This is a genomic window from Protofrankia sp. CiT1, from assembly GCF_917627335.1.
Taxonomy (GTDB): Bacteria; Actinomycetota; Actinomycetes; order Frankiales; family Frankiaceae; genus Protofrankia.
Map to the genome: position 1 here is coordinate 1 of NZ_CAKJTP010000277.1, position 2910 is coordinate 2910.

The following is a 2910-nucleotide window of genomic DNA, read 5'->3' on the forward strand; positions in this document are numbered from 1 at the left end:
ACAGCCCCCGCCGGGAGGTTCTGGAAGGATCTTGCAAACCCGCAGCTCAGACCCCCCAGGATCGGTGGTACTGTCGCACGGCAGGAACTTTCCGAGTCGGATTGAAACCCACAGACCACGGGGGTCGGAGTACGCCTGGATGAAGGTCGCGGGGCAGGAAGTTTCCGGATCGGATTGAAGCGAAGATGGTGAGGGTCGCCGACGAGTGCCAGGTCGCAGGGCGGGAATTTCCGAGTCGGATTGAAACGTGACCACCCTGCTGACGAGCCGCGTGGTCGTTCAGGTCGCACGACAGGAACTTTCCGAGTCGTGACCCCATTCGGCGCTGCTGGTGATCTATATTTGGGCAGTGGACAGGCGTTGCGACTTCGGCCTGTGACCAGCGCGCGATCCATGATCGGCGCGTGTTTGTCGTTGTGCACGGTTTTCGCCCGGATCGGCGTGCCTAACGACAAACATACGCCGATCATGATGGCGACTAATGCTGCCCGGCCGCATTTTTCCTGCTGTCAGGCCACGTATTGTCACGCGAGCTACGACGGGGTCAAACGGTCGTAGCGACGCTCCGATAGGATGATCTCGGCCCGGGTCCGTGACGAGCTTGGCCGTGGCAATGCCGGGTGGGAGGGGCCGCGGCGGCTACTGCACGGCTTGGCGGCGATCGGTTCGCCCGGCCCCTGACCGTCGGCGGAGCGGCTGGTCTTCTCCCGGCGCGGGCTGATCGGCGGGCGGCATGTGATCAACTTACAGGGCGGTCACCCACCATGAGCACCCCGCAGCCACAGCAGCGGTCACCCAAATGACCTGACCTGCGACAACACGAAACGATCGAGATACCTGACCAGTTACGATGCAGGCACGGTCAGTCTGTGGCTTTCGGATGGCGAGGACTGGCGTACATGACGATGACCCGGCGCCGTTCGGTATCGACGAGGTACCAGATCCGGCCGCCGCTGGTGACTTCTATCTGCCATTGCGGCAGCGGCCGGCCCTGGTAGGTGCCGGTGGCATAGCTGCCCCTGAGCCGATGGTGTCGGCTGGTCGCGACCGCCGGAGCCGGGTCAGTGCGCATCAGCTGCTAGTGGTCGCCGCCGGAAGTTCATCCAGGGCCTGCCGGCGCCAGGCGGCGCCTCGCGTCGTTGTCGTCGGCCCCGGTAGAACACCGCTACCGGGGCCTCCTCCGCCTCGCGACGCATCCGCCTGGCATCCGACATACCCCGGTCAACTTCCGGCGGCGACCACTAGGCGTGGCGGGTGTTGGCGGCGGCCTGGGCACACAGCTCGTCCCAGCCCTTGCCAGCCTCACCGGTTCCGAAGATCACGTCCCATTCGTTGGGGCCAGGCGGCGGGGCGACCCGGTCACCGCGTTTCGGGCTCACGCAACCACATCCGGTTCGGGCACGCTCCCGTAGTCGTCACCGTCCTGGGCGAGGATCGCAGCGAGGTCCGGGTCGGCGTGGATCTCGGCCGTGTGCTTCCACTCCTCGATCAGATGTGCGACCGGGGCGAGGTTGTCCAGATCCTCGACGGCGCGCAGGGTGTCGGCGAACTCGGTGAGGAACAGCCGCTGGTCACCCTCCGGCAGGAACCGTGTCCAGGTGAACACCTCAGGCAGGGCTTCCAGGAGCCGATCGCGTCCCCGCTGGTCGGCCTGGCGCAGCAGCACCATGGTCAGGCGGGTGGCCGCGGAGACGATGGTGTGTTCCTGCTCGCGCCGGGAAGCGGTGGTCATGACCAGGTCCTCGGCGTCGCGGCGGCGCAGCCGCAGCACGACCGCACCGGACCTGGCCATCGAGGCCAGGGTGTCCTTGGGCTTGTTCAGCAGATCGGAGAACGCGACCACCAACGCGGCAGACATAGTTTCAAACTACTTCGAAAGTCACTGCCAGTCCACCCAGGCAACCAGGACACCGACGGATCGGCGAATCGTGAGGGCAAAGCCGTCTCCGATAGTCCGACGATCAAGGTATGGGGGTTCGGCGTGCGCGGGTCCCACCCGCTTCGTGGAACTGATGTTCGATTCGGTAGATGATGTACCGGTCGGCGCGGTCACTGGGCATCGTCCCTGGTCGGAACCCGGGCAGCGACCGGACGGACACCGATCTCAGGGCCTTCAACCAAGATTGAGCGGTTCGCACCGGTAGGCCGGCGGCGAGGTGCCGCCGGGTGGCGAGTCCTTTTCCGTCGACTCCCGGTCCGAACCACGCGGGCCCGTTTCCGAGCACGTGGCTCTCCAGCGGCCTACATCGTGATCTTGCTTGGGTTGCCCGTGTGGATGGCGCGGTGGCAGGAGGGGCAGACCACGAGGGTCTTCCTGCGCATGGCTGCCATGAGTTGCGCCCACTCGGGCGGGGCGCCCCGTCCTGGCGAGGTCGGCCAGCGAGGGCACCTGGTGGACTTCCACCTCGGCTTGCTGCTGGCACCACTCGCAGCCGGCCTGGAAGCATGTGCGTTTCCCGGCTGGCGTGTCGATGGTGGCCTTGTACTTCCGGGCCATCTTCGTCACCGTCGAGCCGTATTTCGCCGCCAGGGTCTTGAGCATGGAGGTCAGCGCTGACCATTCCAGCCGGTCGAGTCTCCAGACGTCGCCTGCGAGCAGGTGGTACTGGACGATGCCCCGGTACTCCGCCCCGTAGGTGCCGATGATGAGTGGATCATCGAGGTTCAGCAGTTCGGGGCGGCGCTCGGGTTTTCCGTGCTTGAGATAGGGGGCACATTTCTCCCGGATCACCTTCAGGGGCACGCGCAACCCGATCTTTCCATTGACAACCGGTCGGGTCTTGCTGTGCTGGACAGTGATCTCGTAGCCGAGGAACGACGCGGCCAGCACCGACAGCATGATCTTATGATCGAAGCTTCCGAAGGAGAGGGGGACGGCGATATATGTCTGGGGAGGCTCCGAGGGGCTGA

General features: G+C 65.4%; 3 protein-coding genes and 1 pseudogene. All 4 read right to left on the minus strand.

From position 1 onward, the window contains the following. Positions 1-862: 862 nt before the first annotated feature. Complete coding sequence (locus MJ785_RS21430) at positions 863-1072, minus strand: hypothetical protein (protein WP_239382653.1); 210 nt, start codon at positions 1070-1072, stop codon at positions 863-865. Between the two features lie 169 nt (positions 1073-1241). Continuing rightward, a complete protein-coding gene (locus MJ785_RS21435) occupies positions 1242-1379 on the minus strand; it encodes a hypothetical protein (protein ID WP_239334586.1) in 138 nt (45 codons plus the stop codon). Beyond that, on the minus strand, positions 1376-1858 hold the full coding sequence (locus tag MJ785_RS21440; protein ID WP_239334587.1) for a hypothetical protein: 483 nt from the start codon (positions 1856-1858) through the stop codon (positions 1376-1378). Before MJ785_RS21440 ends, MJ785_RS21435 begins: the two co-directional genes overlap by 4 nt. A gap of 383 nt (positions 1859-2241) precedes the next feature. After that, positions 2242-2824: pseudogene (locus MJ785_RS21445) on the minus strand (group II intron reverse transcriptase/maturase); the annotation flags it as partial. Positions 2825-2910 lie beyond the last annotated feature (86 nt).